The sequence below is a fragment of the Mycobacterium sp. SMC-18 genome (genome assembly GCF_045310895.1).
Lineage (GTDB): Bacteria > Actinomycetota > Actinomycetes > Mycobacteriales > Mycobacteriaceae > Mycobacterium.
The window spans coordinates 1-18,271 of the sequence record NZ_JBJIAL010000066.1 but is presented as its reverse complement, the minus strand read 5'-3'; the positions used below and the strand labels follow the sequence as shown (position 1 = coordinate 18,271).

Here is an 18,271-nt window from a genome sequence, read left to right as displayed (position 1 = left end):
AGCTGACGTCTTTCTGTTCATCGCCATAGGGCTTCTGTGGTGTCCGGCGGGTGTGGCGGCACGGACAGTGGCGATGAGCGCGTCCCGTCGTGCGGTGTCGGCGGCGGCCGCCGCCGTCCGTCGGAGTAGCGCGCGGCGGCGTGCGGCAGCGAGCTCGGCGAAAGCTTCCGCACGCCCGGTTCCGGCGCTCGCAGCAGGAAAAGCCGGCACGGCAGTACTCGAGGTTTTCGGCGTCGCGTGATCGCGAATTCCAGCGTCACCGTGACCTGGCTGTGGAGTGGTCGCGGTGCGTTCTGGTGTTCGTCCGGCGAAGGTGCCCAGCTTGCGCAGACGGCTGGCCAGGAAGCCGCCGGGATTGGTTACTTGGTCGGGCCATGTCCCGCCGGTGCGGCGCATGTCGGTCTCCAAGGCAGCCTGGATGTCGTGAGCGGTCCACACCGTGGGGTCAACGCCGGCGCCGGCGAGCGCATCGCAAATCGCTCCAGGGTGACCATGTCGCAACGCTGGGCAGCGCATCAGGACTTGAGCTGCCAACCGCTGCAACCGCAGTGGTCGAGGCTCGGCGCGCCAGCGCCGGCGTTTGTGGGTGGATGGTGAATTCTTCGCGCGCGGCTGCGCGCTTGGTGAGTTACTCCCTACGGGAGGTAAAGAACAAACACCGCCCAAGGGCGGTAGGTGGAAATCGGCCGAGTTATCCACAGACCCAGCGGCGCTGTTGGTGACCGGTGGTGAGGTCAGGGGTTCGAGTCCCCTTAGCTCTGTCGACTGCGCCTGACGACGCGGCACCAGGTGATACACGCTGGGCCGTCGCCCGACACTGGGAGTGCCTGGGGAGCCGTGGCCACGTTGGGCTTCCACGGCCCATCCGGAGGCCCTCAGCAGCCGCCAGGCCGCCGTAACAGTGCGCTCGGCACACCCGGCCCGGGCCGCGATGGTGGCCCGGGTAATCGCTACGTGGCGGCCGGTCGCGTGGTCCGCGTGGTCGGCCATCACCGCGGCGATCGACAGCAGGGTGGTCGCGGTGATCGACACCCGCTCAGCGGTGCACACCGCAGCCAGCGCACGGGACTTCGCCCATGCGCGCAGATCGTCCAGCCAGGATTCACGGCTGGACCACACCGGCCGTTGAGGCGTGGCAGTCGCAGCGCCGGCGCGCTCGATCCAGCTACGCCAGCGAACAGCTCTGTCCGCCTGGGCGGCGTATGCACGCACCGGGGTGTCCGGTGCGGTGAACGCGGACGCAGTAGCGCGCCCACGCAACGATGAATGGTCACGGTTTGCGCATCGTTCGCGCGGGTTACCTGGTATCAGATACGCGCATGCGCTACCGTGAGACTTGCTTTCCAGAGCAAAGTCCCTTCGGGGCAAATGGGTACGGAGAGCCCGGAGCCGAGTCGCCACTCGGCTTGAAATTTCGACGCGGCCCCGCCCTAGGCGGGGCCTTCGTCGTTTACGGGTTCATCCGTACGCCAGCTATTCAGATGTGGTCGTCTGCCCAGTGGTCTCCCTCCGCTGGGCGCAGTTCTCACATCGCCAGCGGCAACACCTCCACGCTGTTCGCGGTGTTGAGCACACGGATTTGGTCGGGGTGGCCGGTGGCCAGGGCCAGTAAGTCCGCCGCGACCTGGCCGGCAGTCGCACTGTTCGCGGCGGCCAGATGTTTGATGTCGTCGTACGCAGCCCGCGGAATGTTGAGATTGACGCGGCGGACCTCAGCGGTCAGCGTTGAAGTGTCTTGTGCTGCTTTGAGTGTGAGAAGTGCAGCCTGATGGATCACCCGCACGAGGTCGGGATGACCGGTTCTAGCCGCCAAGAGATCGCCCGCGGCCTGGGTGATGGTGGTCGCATGGACCTCGGCCAGCTCTTGGATGCTGGCGTACACGACTGCTGCCATCGGTGCCATCACTTGCGCACGCGGGCCTTTGTGTGTGCTGCGCTGGGCCATGTGCGTGACTCTGCCAGCCACCAACCTGTTATCGACTAAAGGGCGTCGGCGTGGCGCGAAAATTTTTCACGCCGCCGTGTTCGCAGAATCTGACGACACTGCGGTGCCGGTGATGAGTGCGCGAAGAAACGCGCAGAGTTCGGCGCTGGCCTGCTCGTCGTGGAAGTCCAGTTGATCGGCGGCGTAGGTGCCGAAGTAGTGGCCGCGGATTTGGTAACGACCGTTGGGCAGTAGCGCGGCCAGCCAGAGGCGGTCGTCGCCGGCGTCTTGATGGACGAAGCGGGCGGTTCGAATGTTGGCGGCACCACGAATGGCGAAGTCAGCGGCGGTGACGATGTCGACGATGTCGGCCACGATGAGTCGCTCCGGTGAGGTTAGGGCTCGGCCGCGGGTGTCATAGCCCAGGTACCAGTCGGTGCGGCGGTACCAGCGTTGAGCCGGCGGGCCGCCGTGGCGGCATTGTTCGGCTTGGGCCGCCGTGGCGCACGTGTCCAGGACGGCGCCATGTGCGTCGACGATGTTCCACCCCTCAGGGTCGGGCTGAATGTGCCAGGTGGCCGGCGGATTGGCGAAGTGCGCCCGTACGGCGTCCTCAAAGGCGATGAGACTCATTTCGATTCCCCCGTCCGATATACGCAAGACTGTCTTGACAGTAGGGACGGCCGGAGCTCTCGTCAAGATAGCCTTGCGTCAAATAGAGGGAGCTGTTCGGATTCCGTGATGAAATGACGATGTGGACGAGGGTGACGTGCTGGCCGAGCTGGTGCGCGCGCACGCTGACCTAGAACGACTCACTGCTGAACTCGCAGATACGCGAGAACGCCGGCGGCGAGCTGCGGGCTGGCTGGTCGAACATGGACGGGGAACAACGTGGATTGCCGCTCAGCTTGGCGTGACCAGGCAGGCGGTCGATGGGTTTTTGAAGTACAAGGAACGCAAGGCGACCCCTCCCCGGCCACCAACAGGAAGCTCCATCTGACCGTTGCAAGTGAGTGATCTTTAGTGGTCACGTGACTTGCACCCCGTCTCGGGGTTGTTCGGCAGCCTTGGGGCTTCCCTGTTGGACATGGAGAGCGATCCGATCGTAGTGCCGACTGCGTCGAAGGCCGCGCCGACGATCGCGCCGATGGCGCGGCCGGTGTCGACGATGGTCACCGTGGTGTCGGGCCGCCTGGAGAGTCGGTCAGCCAGGACGCACATGCTGATGACGACGACAACGCCGAACAGTGCCACGATCGCCACTATCCAAACCAACTCGTTCATGACCTCCGCCTTTTCCGCGCGATGTTCGGGAGGGTGCCCCGGGATCGGCTCGCATCGATGCCGTTCTCCTTTTCCGGCCAGAGATAGGTCGTTTGACATGGCATCGGGACGTGCCTTTCTCGTCGTGCTGAGGTCCTACCGAGGGAGTACCGGCACCCAAGCTGATTTCCGTCACGGGGACGGTTCGTAGCTCTTTGGTGCTGACTGGGAGGTATATGCCTGGGCGGTGCACGATCCCGTCGCGAAGTGTTGGCGACTTTGTCGGCAGGTGGCGGTCGGGATCGAAGTGTTCACACCCTTTAATGCAGGGTTTTTCGGCCAAATGCCGACAAGTCATGTGGTCACGGTCTGATCACGATGTGGAGAAATGCGGTTTGACCTGGTGTGACGTAATGACGTAATGGCGTGTTGATGTATATACGTCATTACGTTGGGACGTATAGTCGGCGGCATGCCTACGATTTCTTTGGTGCACACCAAGGGTGGCGTTATGAAGACGACATCGGGGGTGTATCTCGCCACAGCCGCGCAACGCCGCGGCCTCGATGTCACGCTTTTTGATGCCGACCCGCAGCAATCAGCACTGGACTGGGCGGTTACCGCCGAATCCAGCGGTGACCCGTTTCCGTTCCCGGTCGTGCCGGCGCGGCGCCCTTTGGATGTGGGCGGGGGTCGGGAGTTGTCGATTGTCGACACTCCGCCTGGTACGGCCCAGGTGATTCAGGAAGCGATCGAGATCGCCGATCTCGTCGTGGTGCCCACGGGGGCCTCGCCGTTGGACGTGCGGCGTGTGTGGCCGACGCTGGAAATCACCGCGCACCGGCCGACAGCGGTCCTGCTGACCGGCGTGGACCTGCGCACCCGCCTGGCCGATGAGGTCAAGACCCTGTTGGAAGGCGAGGGTGTGCCAGTGATCGCGACTCGGATCGTTCGCCGGGAGGCCATGCGCCGGGCGTTCGGGTCGACACCTGACCACTTGTACGGGTACGACGACGTGCTGAACGAATTGATGGAGGCGCTGGTTCATGTCTGATCTGACTTCGAAGATGGCCGCGCGGGTCAAGACCGAGCCGGCCAAGCGGGCCGCTGAGGCGTTCCGCTCCCCCACTGACGATATGCAGCGTGCCACCGTCTATCTACCGCGTGCGACCGTTCGCCGGTTGAAGCAAGCCGCGCTGGATCAAGATACGAGTATGAGCAAAATCCTTACTGACCTGGCCGATCAGTGGTTGGCGAAGAACACCAGAACGTAAAGACGTATATACGTTACAACGTAATGACGTATATCGAAGTCACTGTGTTCGCATACCGAATGGATACGTGGGTATGCCTGATGCGCATACCGATGGAATATGCAGGTATGCGCTGGTGATGTATAGTTCAGTGCAGATGCAGTCGGCTCGATCCCGGCTGTTCGTGAAGAAGCCTCCCTCTCTGAGGGGGGCTTCCTTGTTTGTCTGGCACAGTGACCGGTTATGACTGTGGTCCCGGCGGAGATTTTCAAGTGCCTGCATGCATCGCGGTTGGCGCATTACCGGGTGGTGGCCGGCGGTCAGGATGCCGATGCGCTGGCGCTGTACGAGTGGAATATCGAGCTGGCCGCAGCCTTGCAGGACCCGCTCGGAATTGTCGAGGTTGCGGTACGGCACGCGATCGACACGCAGCTATCCGCCTGGGCACAGCAGCATGTGAGCGACCCGGACTGGATCAACCACATCGCCCACATTCCGCATCTGTCAGCACCCGGGGTATTCACCACGACACGCCACAAGCTGTATAAGGCGGCGGACCAATCGCGGCGGTCCCGGCCGGCGAACCACCCACGCCATGGGGATGCGATCACCCATGACGATCTGGTGGCGCATGTGATGTTCGGGGCCTGGGCCAGCCTACTTCCGGAGAAGTTCGACGCGAGCTGGGTAGATCCGAACGGAAACCCCGTCCAAAACCAGGTGAACCTGCAAGCTCGACGCGACCTGTGGCGCAACTGCCTGCATTCGGGATTTCCCAACGTCAAACACGACCCTCGCGGATACGGCACGGGCAACAAGGTGCGTGACCTACGCAAACTGCGGAACCGTGTTTCACACATGGACTCGCTGCTCTATGTGGACGTGAAACACCTGCATGACCGGGTTCTGTTGCCGCTGTTGAACTCGATCAGTCATGACCTGCACGATTGGGTCGAGGGCCGGAGTCAGGTCCGCACAGTGCTGGCACAGCGCCCGAGAACCGGTCCATAGGAGGTTTGCACCACAACGTAATGACGTATAGACGTCAGACGTAATGACGTATATACGTCATTACGTCTACTGATATGCCTTTCGTGCACCGCTTTTGGGCACAAAAAAGCCTCGCGCGTCGAGCGCGTTGCTCGACTGCGAGGCAAGAAGTCTTGCGGCTCGATCGGGACCCGATAGTCGATCGGCGTCCCCAACAGGGCCTACGTCATCAGAGTTCCTCTATCGACGGGGGAGTGCCGGTCACGAACGCGGGCCACCGGTGCGGAAGGCCTCGACGAGCGCGGCGAGGGCCCGAACAAACGCCACGAGGCGTTGCGTCGGTTCGTCGCGCGCGCCGAGGACGGCAGCGTAGACCAGTGGCGCGAACAGCAGCAGTGCCACAAGCACCACCACCAGCACCACTTGCCATGCGTTGTCCGTAACAGCGGACATGATTACCTCCTTGTTTTGAGGCAGATGGGTGCCACGCCAAATACTCAAAAGTGGGCGTGAGCAGGGCGAAGGCACCCGGTGAGCCCATCCGGCGAATCCGGTTTTGGGCATAAAAAAAGCCGGATAAACCGGCTGGGGACATAGCTTTGGACACAACTTTGTCCCGGCCATAGCGTACTCATGAGCACACCAAAAGACGGGATTCCCAGCGAGCTCGGGCGTGTCGACCTACACCGGGGCATGAAAAAACGGACCGGCTTTTGGGCGCAGTCCGTCAACTGCAGAAAGTGTTCCACAGATCGCTCACATAGTCAATTGGCACGCGGCACGGCGCGAAAACTGTTCTGCCGCAGCGAGATAGCGAGCCGACCCAACTTGCAGACGTAATGACGTGTATACGTCATTACGTCTGCGTAGCGTTCTGAGCGATATAGCGATACGCCGTGGCACGGCCGATGCCGAAGGCGGCGGCGAGCTCGCCGACAGGTTCGCCGGTGGCGGCCAGGCGACGCAGCTGCTCTTGGCGTTCCAGGCTGAGCTTGTGAGGTTTAGTGGCCGGCAACTGGCGGGCGCGGCGGGACTCGCGCGATGCGGCGCGCCGCTCTTTCCCTAGCTCGAGCTCGAGCTCAGCGAGGGTGGCCATGATGGCAGCCACCGCCCTGCCTGTCGGGGTGTTGGTGTCGATGCCTTCACGTATGGCGCGCAACAGGATTCGGCGCTGTCCAAGATCGGCGATGGTCCGGGTGACTTCGGCAGCTGAACGGCCGAGTCGGTCGATCGCGGTGACCACGACGGTGTCGTCGTCACGGGCATAGTCCAGCAGGGCGGCCAGGCCGGGACGTGCGGTGTTGGCGGCACCGGAGAGTTTGTCGGTGTAGACCCGGTCCCCGTCGACGCCGGCGGCCGCCAAAGTGGCCAGCTGCGTTTCGAGATCCTGGCCGATGGTGCTGACGCGGGCATAACCCAAGATCACTGCCATATCGGCACTGTCTCACCATCCACCGACAGCGGGGATTCGAGACACGCGGTGTGAGACAAGAAATGAGACACCGCGACCTGGGCCGATAGATGGGGGAGCGGAGACCAGGCGACCTGTCTCGGTTCTTTAGAAACGAGACAGCTTGGTGTCAAGCTGCTCGTTAACGGTGTTTCCGGCGGTAACCGCAGCCATTGGTGAGCGCTCCCCGATATTTCCTTTGAAATGACCGTCGATTCGTGTCGTACCGACATCCGACACTGAGTTCATGCAGACATTCATCAGTATTGGTGCCGTCGCGATCATTGTGTTCTCGATCCGTTCGCTGGTCCTGGCATGGCGGAAAGCGGACGACCGCAGCCTGGCTCAGACCCTCGATGACTCAGTGGGTGCGGCCACAGCCACAGCCTTCTCCGGGGCTGTTTTGTTCGCAATGCTGACCCATCACAGCGGCATGGCGGTACTCAGCATCGGCGCCTTGGCTGCGACGCTGCTCGGGCTCGCCGCCAAGGTTGTCGGCTACCTGGACCGACAGGCAGACCGACGTCGCCGGCGCTTGCTGGGTCTGGCCGTTCCACGGCGGTTTGCGCCGCCATGGGTAGTCGCGGCGGGTTACGGGTCGGTGGCCTTCCTGGTTGCGCCGCTATTCACCGCATTGATCATGTCGGCAGCGGCAGCTGCTACGGTCGCGTCCGAAAGTGGGTGTAAAAGCACCGGTCGGTTCGCAGCTTCGTGGGTGAGCATACGGGCTGGGGAACTCAAGTGACAGGCTCTTGCAGCTTGAGCTGGTGGTGTTGGGGATAACGGCGAGCGGGTTCGGTAGCTTGCTGCGGATGCTTTGGCGCGCCCAGGGCTGATGCGTAGGGCCGAGAGATGCTCAGCTGGAGAGGGTTTGGGCGGCGTCGGTCAGTGCGTTGAACGCGGCGTCGAGGCGGTCTTGGCGGCGGCGGTTGGGTTCGTGGTTGGCTTCGGCGGCTACGAACCCGATAAGCTCTTCGAGGTCGTCGGCATTGGTCAGTAAGGCAGCGCCGTTTGGGTGGGCGCGCATGCCGTACACCAGTCGCTCACAGTCGGGGTCAAGCAGCATCAGGTCGCGTAACACGGCGGCGGTCGTGTCGCTGACGATGACCTCCTTGAGGTCGCCGGCAACGCTGGAGCGGCGGCGGCGCAGGTCGTATGGGGAGTCTGCCCAGTTGCTGATCACCCCCTCGTCGTCGCAGACGCTGCACGACCATCGGATCGGCGCCGCCGTCTCGGCCGAGGCGATAGCGATGGTCATCCGCCCGGGGCAGCGCCTGTGGGCGGGGCGGCGCCGACACGGCAATGCCGATACCCACCGATCACCGACCTGGCCGGCGGTGCCCGCCCGGACAATGTCGCCCAGGTGTTGTGCCAGGCGGCGCGCGGGACCGGAAGCGTCGTGCGGCATGTCGAGGAAGTGATGCAGATCGGCGACCAACACGTCGCCACACTGTACCGGCGCCACGTCGCGGTGTTCTTGGGTACCGATCCTCGGGGACGCTGCCTACGATCATGGGTCGTGATGCTGCGATGTACCGCCAAGGTGTTGGCGCTGCTGAGGGCGCCTGAGCCGGCCATCGGCCAAGCCTGCGCGACCGACTGGTATGCCCACCTGGTCTGGATCGACCGACGCAAATGCCTGCTGGTGACCCGACCTTGGTCCGACGCTTGGTCTCCCCAAAGGAGCGCTCAATAAAATTCGAATGTCGAACGCGCCCATGGTGTTCGACCGGGAACCGCAGATAGGCAGTCAACCCAGCTTTGTCGGTGAGCAGAATGCGCATCGCCGCCGGATAGAGGTCGAAGTATTTGGCGGCGAACGCCTCGATCCGCTTGTCGATGATCTCAACGAGCCCAGGCCCCGGTTCAACCGTCAGATCGGCGGTATCGAAGATGGCCCAGTAGCCGTCGCGGACCTCGGCTTGCATCCCGGCGGGAATCTTCGCGAGCACGTTGCGGAGTCGATGAATAAGACATCTCTGCCGCAACGCTTTTGGGAAAATTTGTTCGATGGCTGCGATCAGGCCCTTGGCGCCGTCAGAGACAACCAACAGTGGACAACCCAGGCCGCGATCGCCCAGATCAGTCAGGAAGTCGGCCCATGCGTCGGTCGACTCGCCGGTCCCGGGCGCCAACCCGACGAACACCGGCTTGCCCTCGGTGGTGATGCCCCAGGCGGCCAGCACCGGCTCGGCCGGCGACCCCGGATGCATCCGAAAGAAGCTGGCATCCAAGAACAGGTAATCCAGCGTGATCTCGTCAAGTCGACGACGCGCCCACGCCTGGTATTCGGCTCGGATCGCCTTGCACACTTCCGAGACCGTGGATTTGGAGATCGCGGCCTGGTCGCCAAGTGTTTCGGCGAGGGTGGCCTGCACGTCGCGCACCGATAACCCGCGTACGAACGAGGCAATCACCAGCGTCTCCAAGGCGTTGGTTCTCGTCACGTGCTTGCCGAACAACCGCGACGCAAACGCTGCGGTGGTGCCACGCAGCTTCGGCCGCTCCAACGTAACCGGCCCAGTGGTGGTTTTCACCGTCACCTGTCGATACCCGTTGCGCGAGCCGCCGTTAGCGTCGGGACAGGCAGCAGCGCGTTGGTAGCGTTCGCGACCGAGGAACTCGGTGACCTCAGCCTCCAGGGCCGCCTGCATCAACAGTTGAGCGCCCAGCCGGGCAACCTCTTCAAGGATCTCCGAAAGCTCCCGATCCTCGGCAAATAGGGCATCGATTCTGGTGCGGATGCGATCGACGGCTGATACTCGAACAGGCACGGGCGTGACTCCTTCTTCGCAGACTTGCAGGTCGTGAAGCGGAACCTACGCCCGTGCTCCGTATTTACACCGCGTCCCGGACACGACCAGCTGCTACGGGTGACAAAACGTATTCGGAGATGCCGCTGCGAGCCCATGGTGGATGGGCGTTCGGGATCAGTTTTTTGTCCTACATTGCGGTGGCAGCCCTTTTCGGGCTCTGGCTCACTCATAGGCAGCGGCGCAAGATCGAGGCCGAACATGCCCGGATTACCAACCTGGACCGCAAGATTGCTCTTGAATCACCGGACGAGGCAACGGATTAAGCGCATCCGCTGACGAAAGACGCGGGACCGGCGGGAATTCGTTCCGCTGCGCGCACCTACGCCCCATGTTTAGATCAGCGATTTGTGTCACTGCCCGGCGGTACGATTTATCGAAAGCGGTTGTGCGCATTGGGAAATGAAGCACAACACGTGAACAAAAGAAGCAACTAACGCAATACGTAAACAGTCAATAAAGCAGGGAGTAGCTATGGGTGCGATCGTTCACATCGATCCTGAGGCATTGCCGGCCGCTATGGCGGCCTGGACGGCCGATGTACCCAAGACTGCTGTCGTTCCAGCCGCGCCCGCGGACGTCACTGACGCGGCAACTGCCGAGGTTATGGCGGCCATAGCCCATTGGCCAGGAGTACATGCCGCATTGGGCACTGCCCGGGGAGCGAAAGCGTCGGCACTGCACAACGCTACAGTCAGCACCACCACGAACTTGACCGCGGCCGATGATGATGGCGCCGCCCACATCAGCACGGTAGGGGCGGTCTGAAGTGGGATCGTCCTGGCAGCAGACTCCTTTACCTGGGTATTCCCCACCGGCTGAGCAATACACCGCACCACCAGCGCCACGCTCGACGGCGCAGCGGGCGACGATCGCGGCGCTGGTCGTCAGCGTGCTGGTCGCTGGGGCTGTCGGAGTGTTCACTGGAACACGCTTGACAGGAAATACTGGACAATCATCCTCTGCACCAACAACAAACGGGCCAACAACGTCGACGGCGGCACCTGATGAAGTACGAGCTGAGACAATCGATCTATGTACGCGGTTCGCTGCGGGCTACGCGGCGCTTCCGACGCCGCAAACCACTGCGGCAGACGTTGTGCCAGCAACGAATTACATCGCGGACGCGGTGAACGACAACCGCTCGGCGGACCCAGAAGTCCGGGCAGCGGTCATCGCATCACTGCGCCTTTTCCGTGATCATGCTGCATTGCTCAGCCACGAACCGCCCCAAGGCGCGGTACAGCTCCCGAACGGTTGGACCGCCGCCACGGCGAATGCCACCGACGATCGCGTATGGGCCTTGTGCCACGGATACAAAGGGTGAGACGCCATGGATTCGACATCCGAGAGTGCGTTTGCCGCCGCAATTAAGGCAGGTCGCTGGGCCAAGCCGGAGGTTTTAGAGGCTCTGGCCGAAGCACATCGGGAACAGTGCACCGAGCTACGCTCCGCCGTTGATCGATCGATGGATTTTCACCGCCCGCGGTTGGCTGATGCGCTTATAGGCGACGCGGGCGCGGCTCAACTCGGAGCGCACGACTCCAACGTCCGAATGTGGGGGCGGCACTCCGATATGTATGAGGAGTCCTCCACCGCATTGACCAATGCTGCAGACACATTGCGGGGTCTGAACCGGCATCTGGACCTGCTCATCGAAGACAAAGAACCTGGCTACAATCGTGCACTCATGCGTGGGGATGCGGTTGGCGCGGAAGCGATTTTGACGTCATCCCTCGCGGAGGCTGATGAGATGGTCGTCGAACATGGCGCCACAGCAACTGGACACGTCACAGCTGTCAATTTCACCGCACCGTTGCCCGAGAGCCCCCAGCTGGACGGGCAAACCAAGAGCGCAGGTCACGACAAACAGACCGACGTTCCGAAAGACAAGAAGACCGACGAAAAAGGGGCTTCGGGTACGACGGCGCACACCGCACCCAGTCACGACAAACAATCAGACGACCCAGCATCTCCCGCGGCCGACGATTCGGGAACGGACAGCTCAGTAGCCAAAACTTTCACCGGGCACGGTAAGGAGTCTGAGCCACCCAGTAGTCCTGCCGCCTCGATGATGGGTGTGCCCCCGCCGCCTAGCGGCTCCGGTGGTGGTCGCGGTGGTGGATCGGGCGGTGGTGGCTTGGGCTCGGGCATGTCCGGGCTTGGGTCGAGCATGAAGCCGCCTTCAGGACTGGGTTCCCCGGGCGGCGGCATGCCTGGTAGTGGGGGAATGCCGGGTGGTATGCCCAGCGGGGGCGGTATGCCTGGCGGTGCTTCTACGTCGCCGGCGTCTGCGTCGCCGTTGTCTAACGCGGGGTCGAGTTTCCAGAGTGGGTTGGCTTCTGGGATGAGCGCGACCGGTGGCGGTAGTGCTGCTCCGGTTTCGCCTGTGTCGCAGTCTATTTCGCAGCAGCAGCAGGCGGCGGCGGCTTATGCCGCGCAGCCACCGGCCGGCGCGGTACCTCAGGTGGGCAGTACTCCTGCGGGGGTGCCGATGGGTGGTGGCCCTGCGGGCGGGGACGTGGGCGGTGGTGCCGCTCAGGGTGGCTCGGGCGGGGCGCCGGTGGGTGGTGGCGGAATGATGCCGCCTGGCGGCGCGATGGCTGGTGGACCGATGGCCCCTTACAGTGCTCCGGGCGCTGGTGCGGGTGGTGCGACTCCTGCTGCGCCGTCGGCTCCGACGTCTCCGGCTAGCGCTGGTGCGAATAGTTCGGGCGGCGGCGGTGGTCCGGCTGCTGGGCCGGTGATGGCGGCCGGGCACGGCTCTGCTGGTGCCGCGTCCGGCCTGGTTTCCGCTGGCACTGAGGTCAATCCTGATTTGTTGTTGGCGCAGAGGGTACTTGGTGGTTTGGTTCGGGCCTGCGAGAACTGGCCATCGCTGATCGTCTGGGCGGTGAGCGTGATGAAAACCCCTGTGGGGTCACAGATCGTCATCGCGACCGGATCAGGCGGGGGTGGGTATGTGCCGCCGACTGTGGTGCTGCCGACGACAGCTCGGCTGGCCGTAGTTGATCCGGTACTGCCGTTCGGGTGGGCGACGCGGTGGATGGGCTGCCAGAAGCCGTCGAAGATTCTGGTGGATCATTTCGAGCTGTTCCGCAAAAAGACTGGGGGAGCGCAGCTTTCAGCGATGGTGACCACGGAAACCTTCGCGGAGGCGCCCGAGGGTGTGCAGGATTTCCTGGCACTGCAGCATCGGGACGCTCTAGCATTGGCCCGCGAGGCTCCACGCCTTGACGGCGGACACCAGCACCGGTTGGCGGCGTTCGATCCTGGCTTGGCCCATCGGGTTACGAATTTCGAAAAGATCGGCCCCGAGGTCGCGGTTCGAGCGACAGCGAACGTGACCGCCGCGGTCATCAACGCCGCGCACGCCGAACCCGATGCCTCCGGCGACAAACTAGTGACCACCGATGAGACTGCGGTGCTGCAATCGGTGTACCGAGGGAACGCTGACGACGTGGGCTGGGCGCTGTACGACAGCCTGGTGCGCAAACGTCACAACGGGGTACTGGAGTGGCCAGAGACTCACGCGCCGCAGGACTTCGACGGATCGAAGCTCAACCACGACATGGCCCATGTGTACCGGAAATACTTTCGGATGGGCCAGATCGTGGAGCTGGTGCGGTGCTGGAAGTTCTCGCCGCCGCCACTAGCGGACGTGGTTTACTGCGGCATCCACGCCGGTTTCGGCGCGGTGGTGGTCGCAGAGATCGGCGCTCTGGAGCAGCAGCTGCGAGCCGGTGGCCACTCGTGAACGCATTTGACGCGAATCCTGTTGGACCAGGTGGGCTACCCGCTTTACCTGCCTGTTGGGACGACGCCGATGTGGCGGCGTTCACCGGCCCCAGTTGGCGGGCCTATTGGAAGGCACGCGGGGCAGCGCAGGAAGCGATCTACGACGATATCCACCGCTTGGCTCTAATCGAGTCCGCCGCGGGGTCGGCGCTGCGCGGATTCCTGGCGGCGAACTGGCGGGAACAAGGTCTCAACGACGCACTGGCGAAGAACCGGTCACGTGAGATCACGTTGTGGATGCAGATCGGCGGCATGGAACCGCGAATGTGGGAGCCGCAAGCACTCGCGGATGCGGCCGCGTCCGGGCGGCCGGCGGGTTGGAGAATGGCGTTAGGTGCGTGGCATGCCGACACACTGATGAGCCAGCGGGCCGCGGAGATGCTCGACCCACGCGCGGTGTCACGCTGGGCGGGCTTCAATCTTGTTGATGCTTCGGTGGATCAGTGGGAGTCGGTTCTGGATCGGCATGAGGGGCCGTGGGCGACCGGCTGTCTCGACGGCAGCGTGCCACGTGGCGACAGTTTCCGCGCGCAGGTGCTGCGGCAGATTCTGGACCGTATCGCCTTGCGGTTTGACATGGGCCTGGCCGGTGGTGGCGACGAGGTTGATTGGCGTGGCAATCACGCGGTGCGGGTCCGGCGGTGGCGCATGGTCAATGACCGGGATGACGAGTTGGCCCGGCTGAACAGGATGGAAGTGCTGCCCCTGCCGATGTCGTGGCTGGTGCCGGGGCTGCGTTAGACCCCATATCTCGTTGTTGAATCGGTGGGCGGATTCGTGGTTCTGGCGTAAGCGCCTGTCGTGGCGGTCTGCGAGAACCGGGTGCCCGGTGTCGGTGGTGCAAGGGCGTTCGGTGCCTCAGTTACCGGCTGGGGTCCAATGCATGTGACCAATGTTGGTGCCCTGCATGCCACCATGCAGCGGACCAAGATGGCTGACCTGCGTTGGACGCTATCTGGGTGCTTGTTCAGTGTGCGGTGGTTGTGTCCGTGGTCAGTGTTGTGCACCGGCCCTGGCGCTGTGGGTCATGTATTGGGGCACTTCGGCGGCGGGCGGTGACCGCCTCCACCAGGTCGTTGTCGGTGGCCCAGCTGGGCCACGCGCACCGCGCAGTGCCTCGGCGTAGATGTGGTTGTATTGCCAGCGTGCCCGCGACTCGGACACGGTTTCCACGACGGCGACGTTCTCGGACACCCGTCCTCGGGACGTTGGCGACGTCACCACAAAGGGGAGGTGAAGCCATGAGCCCGCCCGATCATCAGAGGTCAGACAAGTCACCGGCTGTCACCACCAAAAAGGCGACGCCAGTGAAGACGGCCGCCATCAAAAAGGCCGCCGCCCGCGCCACCGCGGCATCGACGAAGCTGGAGAACCGGGCCGTCCCTGCCGGCCACGTCCGCTCCCGCGGCGTCAAGGCTCTCCTGGCTGAGCGGCAGGCCCGCAAGGCACTGATGGCCGTTGAACATAGCTACGGCGAGACTCCTTGACCAGCAGGACAGCGAGGAGTTTTTCGCTACCGAACAGTGAGATGGCCGGGGGAATACCGACGATGTCGCGGACCGAACGCGTTGCCTCGTTTGGCGGGGGCGTGGTCGGCCATCCGCAGTCCGGCGTGCTCGATATTGAGCGTTTCGATGCGTGAGTTGTAGAACTCCGATGCCGCAACAGTGCCCTTGAACAGCGGGCGGCCGTCGATGGCCAGCCAGCGGTAAATGCCGTCGTGCCCGCGCGCACGGACCTTGTTGCTGATCGGCACGTGGCTGTGCAAATCGGGGTCGCCGGCGCGGCTGTCGCGGTGCGTGAACGCCGCCCGCGATGATGCCCTCGCGGTGTCGAGTTGGGTCACTCCGTGAGCACCCATGCGGGTGAATGGCAACTTGTTTTCGATGTACTCGATGGTGTCGGCGACGGCCTGATCGTGAATGCCTTCAAGGACTTTCGCGCACTCTGCCGGGACACCGCCCACAGCACCGAGAAGCTTTTTACCGTGCTGCACGTCATGTCGTAGCCGGGCGGTGGAGGTGGTCCGATCGCGTGACTGGGTGGCGATGAAGCCGGTCAGTTCGCACTCATCAAGGGCGGGGTGCTCGTTCTCGGTTCGAACAGTTCGCGGGCGATGCTGGTGCGCATCTTCCGCGCAGCGTTTCGTCGACCGGCGTATTCCACGGCAGGGATTGGCTCCGTTTGTGGTCCCGGTACGCCACGGCCAGGCCGCCGTTTGCGGCTCGGTGGCGGCGTCGTTGGTGACGAGAACAGGCGACGGCGTTTGCCTGCCTTCTGGTGCAGACCCGAGCCTCGTTTCAGCTCGAGCGCATCTCGTTGAACAACTGATCGAGGAAAGAGCTGCCGCCCCGGACGGTCGGTGTCTGTGTACCGATCGCCTGCGCAAGTTCTCGGACGTCGTGGGCGAGGTCGGCGGCCAATTCCCCATCGCGGACGCGCTCAGTGAGCACGCGAAGAACCTGCCCCAGCGCATCGGTATCGGCAAGGACTCGTTGGGCCGCTTCGCCACTGGTCATCGGACGCGGGACAACGAGCGGCTTCATCAGCACCGGAGTGCTGCGGGGCACTTCGACCACCCGGACAGGTTGCGCACCCTGCTCTGCATTCGCCCGTGCGGCGTGGGCTGCGCGGCGGCAATCCTGCGAACACCACACCCGACGCCGCCCGCGTCTGGGTGCGGCTTCCGGGGGTAGAGGTACCCCGCAGCGCGGGCACATCGCAGCGTGGTCCATGGGCTCATTCTAATTTACGTCGGACGTTTTGTTATTGATTCGTGTCCTTAGTGCAAGAGGTGTGTGGTGCGAAGCGGAAGAATCGAAGGTAGGGGGCAACGGCCTGGTGGTGGTGGGAAAACGGGGAGATGAAAGCTGATGGTGGGGGCACGGGGACGACGAACGATCACAGGTGACGGGCAGTGGTTATCAGCAAGCACACAGTGGAACGGGTTTGAGATGACGAAGCGGTGGACGAAAACCAGGGCGCGGGCCGCCAAGTGTTCGCACCAGAGACGTGGCGTGACCGCGCTTAGCATCGACACCATGACCACCGTCGCGACCGCTACTGCTGCCCGGTCCATCCGGGGCGCCGCGGCGCTCAACGATCGTGGGCCTGATGCCGCGTTGACGGTGCGCTTGGGTGAAGCATGAGCACCCGCAACGACGCCTGGCCGCCGACATGGCGCGCCGACTATGAACAAATACTGGCGGGCCTGCCGCCGCGGGAACGCCGACTCGTACATGACACCGTGGCCAGCGGTGTCATCGAGGGCGACATACCTGACCTGAAAATGGTTGCGCGCCTGGCTGATGTCGCGACCGGGAAGATCACCGGCGACCAGTACCGCGCCGAGCTGCTCGCTCAGGTACGCCACGCTCACCCGATCACCGAGTAAGCCGGTAGCAGTCCGGCGCTATGCGCGCGGGAACACCGGCGGCGACGGAGCCGGGGTCGGTGTAGATGCGCGGTGGGCGGCAATGGCATCTTGATCGACGAGACGGCGCGGCTGGATCGGATGGCCGCTGAACTGTCCGATCAGCTGGCGAGCACCGCCATTCGAGGACCGGCCGCAAGCGCTGCCCACTCAGAGGTTGTGAACGCACATCGCGTGTACGACGTGACGGTGGAGTTGTGGCGCCCGCCGACCGTGGCCTGGCCCCGACTGCGTGTGCTCGGCAGGGCACACCTGCGGATTAAAAGTCCGTAGCTCCAGAGCATGGGTGTTCGCCCCACCCGGGGTCGTAGCGATACTGAACAGATGACCGCACCAGAGCCGACCTCGATGTGACCGTGCCCGGGTCATTTGACGAAGCGGTCGGTCCGTTCTACGACGCGAACGGAGCTGCCCGACGTATGCGGCTGACCACGCAAACCGTGCGGCGGCGGGCACAAAGCCACCGGCTGCTGGCGTGCCCGACGACCGAGGATCGGTTGGTGTTTCCGATGTTCCAGTTCAATCCAGACGGCACCGCGGTGGCTGGTCTGGAGCAGGTGTTGACCGCGCTAGCGTCGGGCACGCAGGATCGCTGGCAGGTGGCGTTGTGGTTGAGCACACCCAATGACCAGCTCAACGGCAGAACACCGCGTGATGCGCTGAAGGCTGGGGCAGCGGTGCAGTCAGTTGCGGAGCAGGCCGCCAGCCGCTGGCGCCATTGAGTGCTGACCGGCGGGTGTTGTCGGTCAGCCCACTTAGCATTCGGACTATGCCCAAGTGCACAGCACCGCGCCGGGGACACCACAGCCCTGCGGCCAGGGCAGCGTGCCCTGTGCACGGTGTACCGACGGCGCGGTCTGTTCGCGCTGCGTCACCCACGTATGCCGCTACACCCCGCACGCCGCGCGTCACTAAGACAGTGACAACGGCCGACCGGAAGGCGCGCCAAACCGGCGGGGCGGCCGGCGCGGACTTCATCGTGTGGATCGTGCTGGCGCAGATCGTCCGCGACCACCTCTGGCTCGCGATCTTCGGAATGCTCGCGATCGGCGTGCCAGCTGTGCTGGCCGCACGGTGGACATACCAGTGTTCAGCGTGGATCAATGACGGCACAGCCCGTTGCCGACGCCCACGGGCCGGGTTCCTGCGGCGCTGCCACGACCACGGCCACGCCGTCGTCACACCGTACGACATGGCGGCTGCGGTGGCGGCGATCATCGCCGTCATCAACCTTCTCGTCCTCATCGGATGCCTTGACCCCTCTATCTACAGCTGACGTCTTTCTGTTCATCGCCATAGGGCTTCTGTGGTGTCCGGCGGGTGTGGCGGCACGGACAGTGGCGATGA

General features: G+C 63.7%; 23 protein-coding genes and 1 pseudogene. 15 read left to right on the top strand and 9 right to left on the bottom strand.

Translation table 11 applies throughout. The features are described 5' to 3' along the window. On the top strand, nucleotides 1–241 hold a 241-nt coding region (locus ACJH6J_RS28745), incomplete at its 5' end, for a hypothetical protein (protein ID WP_406804906.1). A 1,284-nt stretch (nucleotides 242–1,525) separates the two neighbouring features. On the opposite strand, the gene ACJH6J_RS28740 is transcribed toward ACJH6J_RS28745, so the two are convergent. After that, nucleotides 1,526–1,945, bottom strand: coding sequence for a hypothetical protein (locus ACJH6J_RS28740; RefSeq protein WP_406804905.1), 420 nt, complete (start codon nucleotides 1,943–1,945; stop codon nucleotides 1,526–1,528). A 66-nt stretch (nucleotides 1,946–2,011) separates the two neighbouring features. Beyond that, nucleotides 2,012–2,557 (bottom strand): hypothetical protein, encoded by a 546-nt coding sequence (locus ACJH6J_RS28735; RefSeq protein WP_406804904.1) that lies wholly within the window; start codon nucleotides 2,555–2,557, stop codon nucleotides 2,012–2,014. A gap of 121 nt (nucleotides 2,558–2,678) precedes the next feature. Between ACJH6J_RS28735 and ACJH6J_RS28730 the strand changes: the two genes are divergently transcribed. After that, a complete protein-coding gene (locus tag ACJH6J_RS28730) occupies nucleotides 2,679–2,924 on the top strand; it encodes a LuxR family transcriptional regulator (RefSeq protein WP_406804903.1) in 246 nt (81 codons plus the stop codon). Nucleotides 2,925–2,944: 20 nt separating this feature from the next. Here the strand turns inward: ACJH6J_RS28730 and ACJH6J_RS28725 are convergent, their stop codons facing one another. Beyond that, the gene (locus ACJH6J_RS28725; protein WP_406804902.1) at nucleotides 2,945–3,208 is read right to left on the bottom strand and encodes a hypothetical protein; all 264 of its coding nucleotides are present in this window, start codon (nucleotides 3,206–3,208) and stop codon (nucleotides 2,945–2,947) included. Nucleotides 3,209–3,659: 451 nt separating this feature from the next. Here ACJH6J_RS28725 and ACJH6J_RS28720 point away from each other — a divergent pair, with 451 nt between their 5' ends. The 3 genes from ACJH6J_RS28720 to ACJH6J_RS28710 all read left to right on the top strand — a co-directional run bounded on the left by ACJH6J_RS28720 (nucleotide 3,660) and on the right by ACJH6J_RS28710 (nucleotide 5,451). Next, on the top strand, nucleotides 3,660–4,241 hold the full coding sequence (locus ACJH6J_RS28720) for an AAA family ATPase (RefSeq protein ID WP_406804901.1): 582 nt from the start codon (nucleotides 3,660–3,662) through the stop codon (nucleotides 4,239–4,241). Then, nucleotides 4,234–4,461 carry a hypothetical protein gene (locus tag ACJH6J_RS28715; RefSeq protein WP_406804900.1) on the top strand — a complete coding sequence of 76 codons (228 nt, stop codon included), beginning with the start codon at nucleotides 4,234–4,236 and terminating at the stop codon, nucleotides 4,459–4,461. The genes ACJH6J_RS28720 and ACJH6J_RS28715 overlap by 8 nt, the downstream gene beginning before the upstream one ends. 222 nt (nucleotides 4,462–4,683) lie before the next feature. Beyond that, on the top strand, nucleotides 4,684–5,451 hold the full coding sequence (locus ACJH6J_RS28710) for a hypothetical protein (RefSeq protein ID WP_212815294.1): 768 nt from the start codon (nucleotides 4,684–4,686) through the stop codon (nucleotides 5,449–5,451). 240 nt (nucleotides 5,452–5,691) lie between these two features. Here the strand turns inward: ACJH6J_RS28710 and ACJH6J_RS28705 are convergent, their stop codons facing one another. Both ACJH6J_RS28705 and ACJH6J_RS28700 read right to left on the bottom strand, forming a co-directional pair. After that, complete coding sequence (locus ACJH6J_RS28705; protein WP_212815293.1) at nucleotides 5,692–5,883, bottom strand: hypothetical protein; 192 nt, start codon at nucleotides 5,881–5,883, stop codon at nucleotides 5,692–5,694. 403 nt (nucleotides 5,884–6,286) lie between these two features. Continuing rightward, the gene (locus ACJH6J_RS28700; protein WP_406804899.1) at nucleotides 6,287–6,862 is read right to left on the bottom strand and encodes a recombinase family protein; all 576 of its coding nucleotides are present in this window, start codon (nucleotides 6,860–6,862) and stop codon (nucleotides 6,287–6,289) included. 265 nt (nucleotides 6,863–7,127) lie between these two features. On the opposite strand from ACJH6J_RS28700, the gene ACJH6J_RS28695 reads away from it, so the two are divergent. After that, on the top strand, nucleotides 7,128–7,625 hold the full coding sequence (locus ACJH6J_RS28695) for a hypothetical protein (RefSeq protein ID WP_406804898.1): 498 nt from the start codon (nucleotides 7,128–7,130) through the stop codon (nucleotides 7,623–7,625). A 111-nt stretch (nucleotides 7,626–7,736) separates the two neighbouring features. Here the strand turns inward: ACJH6J_RS28695 and ACJH6J_RS28690 are convergent, their stop codons facing one another. Continuing rightward, nucleotides 7,737–8,138, bottom strand: a complete 402-nt coding sequence (locus ACJH6J_RS28690) for a hypothetical protein (protein WP_019348132.1) — start codon at nucleotides 8,136–8,138, stop codon at nucleotides 7,737–7,739. 162 nt (nucleotides 8,139–8,300) lie between these two features. Here ACJH6J_RS28690 and ACJH6J_RS28685 point away from each other — a divergent pair, with 162 nt between their 5' ends. Beyond that, on the top strand, nucleotides 8,301–8,576 hold the full coding sequence (locus ACJH6J_RS28685; RefSeq protein WP_406804908.1) for a DUF6933 domain-containing protein: 276 nt from the start codon (nucleotides 8,301–8,303) through the stop codon (nucleotides 8,574–8,576). Here ACJH6J_RS28685 and ACJH6J_RS28680 read toward each other — a convergent pair. Then, nucleotides 8,545–9,654 (bottom strand): annotated as a pseudogene (locus tag ACJH6J_RS28680) (IS256 family transposase); the annotation flags it as partial. The gene ACJH6J_RS28685 and the pseudogene ACJH6J_RS28680 sit on opposite strands and share 32 nt — an antisense overlap. 2,785 nt (nucleotides 9,655–12,439) lie before the next feature. On the opposite strand from ACJH6J_RS28680, the gene ACJH6J_RS28675 reads away from it, so the two are divergent. From ACJH6J_RS28675 to ACJH6J_RS28665, 3 genes are all read left to right on the top strand, one after another. Next, entirely contained in the window at nucleotides 12,440–13,450 is a 1,011-nt protein-coding gene (locus tag ACJH6J_RS28675) for a hypothetical protein (RefSeq protein WP_406804897.1), read from the top strand. Between the two features lie 71 nt (nucleotides 13,451–13,521). Then, nucleotides 13,522–14,232, top strand: coding sequence for a hypothetical protein (locus ACJH6J_RS28670; protein WP_406804896.1), 711 nt, complete (start codon nucleotides 13,522–13,524; stop codon nucleotides 14,230–14,232). A 500-nt stretch (nucleotides 14,233–14,732) separates the two neighbouring features. Next, nucleotides 14,733–14,978: a hypothetical protein gene (locus tag ACJH6J_RS28665; protein WP_406804895.1), complete on the top strand. Its 246-nt coding sequence runs from the start codon at nucleotides 14,733–14,735 to the stop codon at nucleotides 14,976–14,978. Nucleotides 14,979–15,004: 26 nt separating this feature from the next. On the opposite strand, the gene ACJH6J_RS28660 is transcribed toward ACJH6J_RS28665, so the two are convergent. Continuing rightward, a complete protein-coding gene (locus ACJH6J_RS28660; protein WP_406804907.1) occupies nucleotides 15,005–15,379 on the bottom strand; it encodes a relaxase domain-containing protein in 375 nt (124 codons plus the stop codon). Between ACJH6J_RS28660 and ACJH6J_RS28655 the strand changes: the two genes are divergently transcribed. After that, entirely contained in the window at nucleotides 15,341–15,499 is a 159-nt protein-coding gene (locus ACJH6J_RS28655) for a hypothetical protein (RefSeq protein WP_406804909.1), read from the top strand. The two genes, ACJH6J_RS28660 and ACJH6J_RS28655, sit on opposite strands and share 39 nt — an antisense overlap. Before the next feature lie 292 nt (nucleotides 15,500–15,791). On the opposite strand, the gene ACJH6J_RS28650 is transcribed toward ACJH6J_RS28655, so the two are convergent. After that, on the bottom strand, nucleotides 15,792–16,070 hold the full coding sequence (locus ACJH6J_RS28650; RefSeq protein ID WP_406804894.1) for a hypothetical protein: 279 nt from the start codon (nucleotides 16,068–16,070) through the stop codon (nucleotides 15,792–15,794). Nucleotides 16,071–16,508: 438 nt separating this feature from the next. Here ACJH6J_RS28650 and ACJH6J_RS28645 point away from each other — a divergent pair, with 438 nt between their 5' ends. From ACJH6J_RS28645 to ACJH6J_RS28630, 4 genes are all read left to right on the top strand, one after another. Beyond that, the gene (locus ACJH6J_RS28645) at nucleotides 16,509–16,640 is read left to right on the top strand and encodes a hypothetical protein (RefSeq protein ID WP_406804893.1); all 132 of its coding nucleotides are present in this window, start codon (nucleotides 16,509–16,511) and stop codon (nucleotides 16,638–16,640) included. Next, nucleotides 16,637–16,885 (top strand): antitoxin VbhA family protein, encoded by a 249-nt coding sequence (locus ACJH6J_RS28640; RefSeq protein WP_406804892.1) that lies wholly within the window; start codon nucleotides 16,637–16,639, stop codon nucleotides 16,883–16,885. Before ACJH6J_RS28645 ends, ACJH6J_RS28640 begins: the two co-directional genes overlap by 4 nt. A gap of 458 nt (nucleotides 16,886–17,343) precedes the next feature. Continuing rightward, nucleotides 17,344–17,646 carry a hypothetical protein gene (locus ACJH6J_RS28635; RefSeq protein ID WP_406804891.1) on the top strand — a complete coding sequence of 101 codons (303 nt, stop codon included), beginning with the start codon at nucleotides 17,344–17,346 and terminating at the stop codon, nucleotides 17,644–17,646. 197 nt (nucleotides 17,647–17,843) lie between these two features. After that, nucleotides 17,844–18,200, top strand: a complete 357-nt coding sequence (locus ACJH6J_RS28630) for a hypothetical protein (RefSeq protein ID WP_406804890.1) — start codon at nucleotides 17,844–17,846, stop codon at nucleotides 18,198–18,200. The last annotated feature ends 71 nt before the right edge of the window (nucleotides 18,201–18,271 follow it).

Coding starts and splice junctions, on each gene's coding strand:
- ACJH6J_RS28705 (WP_212815293.1), bottom strand. CDS start 5,883: ATGTCCGCTGTTACGGACAACGCATGGCAAGTGGTGCTGGTGGTGGTG.
- ACJH6J_RS28715 (WP_406804900.1), top strand. CDS start 4,234: ATGTCTGATCTGACTTCGAAGATGGCCGCGCGGGTCAAGACCGAGCCG.
- ACJH6J_RS28640 (WP_406804892.1), top strand. CDS start 16,637: ATGAGCACCCGCAACGACGCCTGGCCGCCGACATGGCGCGCCGACTAT.
- ACJH6J_RS28675 (WP_406804897.1), top strand. CDS start 12,440: ATGGCGGCCGGGCACGGCTCTGCTGGTGCCGCGTCCGGCCTGGTTTCC.
- ACJH6J_RS28690 (WP_019348132.1), bottom strand. CDS start 8,138: ATGACCATCGCTATCGCCTCGGCCGAGACGGCGGCGCCGATCCGATGG.
- ACJH6J_RS28735 (WP_406804904.1), bottom strand. CDS start 2,557: ATGAGTCTCATCGCCTTTGAGGACGCCGTACGGGCGCACTTCGCCAAT.
- ACJH6J_RS28685 (WP_406804908.1), top strand. CDS start 8,301: ATGCAGATCGGCGACCAACACGTCGCCACACTGTACCGGCGCCACGTC.
- ACJH6J_RS28665 (WP_406804895.1), top strand. CDS start 14,733: ATGAGCCCGCCCGATCATCAGAGGTCAGACAAGTCACCGGCTGTCACC.
- ACJH6J_RS28725 (WP_406804902.1), bottom strand. CDS start 3,208: ATGAACGAGTTGGTTTGGATAGTGGCGATCGTGGCACTGTTCGGCGTT.
- ACJH6J_RS28740 (WP_406804905.1), bottom strand. CDS start 1,945: ATGGCCCAGCGCAGCACACACAAAGGCCCGCGTGCGCAAGTGATGGCA.
- ACJH6J_RS28710 (WP_212815294.1), top strand. CDS start 4,684: ATGACTGTGGTCCCGGCGGAGATTTTCAAGTGCCTGCATGCATCGCGG.
- ACJH6J_RS28695 (WP_406804898.1), top strand. CDS start 7,128: ATGCAGACATTCATCAGTATTGGTGCCGTCGCGATCATTGTGTTCTCG.
- ACJH6J_RS28720 (WP_406804901.1), top strand. CDS start 3,660: ATGCCTACGATTTCTTTGGTGCACACCAAGGGTGGCGTTATGAAGACG.
- ACJH6J_RS28700 (WP_406804899.1), bottom strand. CDS start 6,862: ATGGCAGTGATCTTGGGTTATGCCCGCGTCAGCACCATCGGCCAGGAT.
- ACJH6J_RS28635 (WP_406804891.1), top strand. CDS start 17,344: ATGCGGCTGACCACGCAAACCGTGCGGCGGCGGGCACAAAGCCACCGG.